A 1,155-nucleotide genomic window follows, 5' to 3' on the forward strand; every position below is an offset into this window, starting at 1 on the left:
TTGCGGGCGTTCATGGAGGGGCGGGGTGACGACCTGCCGGAGCCGTTGCCGTTCCGGGAGTTGGTGGCGCAGGCGCGGTTCGGTGTGTCGCGTGAGGAGCATGAGCGGTACTTCGCGGAGCTGCTCGGCGAAGTGACTGAGACGACCGCGCCGTACGGCCTGATGGACGTCCACGGCGACGGGGCGACGTCGGTCCAGGCGCGGCTGCCGTTGGACGAGGGGCTGGCGGGTCGACTACGGGAGGCGGCACGAGCGCACGGGGTGAGCCCGGCGACGGTGTTCCACCTGGCATGGGCCCGCGTGTTGGCCGTGGTGTCGGGACGCGACGACGTGGTCTTCGGGACCATCCTCCTGGGCCGCATGAACGCCGGAGCCGGCGCCGACCGGGTCCTGGGCCCCTTCATCAACACCCTTCCCATCAGGGTCCGCACCGCCGCGACGAGCGTGGCCGAGGCCCTGACCGGCCTCCGCCGCCAGCTCGCCGACCTGCTGGTGCACGAGCACGCCCCGCTCTCGCTGGCCCAGGCGGCGAGCGGTGTTCCGGGTGGCAGCCCGCTGTTCACGTCGATCTTCAACTACCGGCACATGGAGACCGCCGTACGCACCCGCGAGGGAGTCGAAGGCATCTGGACGGTGTTCTCCCGGGAGCGCACCAACTACCCCCTGGACGTGGCCGTCGACGACGACGGCTCCGGGTTCGGGTTGGTCGTTGAGGCGGTGGCGCCGGTTGATCCTGAGCGGGTGTGTGGGTTGTTGCGGGAGAGCGTGGTCAATGTGGTGGCTGCGTTGGAGTCGTCCGACGAGACGTCGTTGGCGGCGGTTGATGTGCTGGGTGCGGAGGAACGGCACCGGGTGCTCGGTGAGTGGCAGGGGGTTGCCTCCGGTGCGTCGGGGGTGATGGTGCCGGGGTTGTTCGAGGCGCAGGTGGTGCGGACGCCGGATGCGGTGGCGGTTGTCTGCGGTGAACAGGAGTTGACGTATCGGGAGTTGGACGAGCGGGCTAGTCGGGTTGCCGGGTATCTGGGCGCCTTGGGTGTGGGTCGCGAGTGTGTGGTGGGTTTGTGTCTGCCGCGGGGTGTGGACATGGTTGCGGCGATGGTGGGTGTGTGGAGGGCGGGTGCGGCGTATGTGCCGCTGGATCCTGAACTCCCTGCG

1 protein-coding gene is annotated in these 1,155 nt (G+C 69.6%); it reads left to right on the forward strand.

Features of this window, described 5'->3' with window-relative positions; genetic code table 11:
- A partial coding sequence (locus ACWDR3_RS47825; RefSeq protein WP_450358954.1) for an AMP-binding protein occupies positions 1-1,155 on the forward strand: 1,155 nt, incomplete at both ends.

Source organism: Streptomyces sp. NPDC001002 (assembly GCF_053599215.1).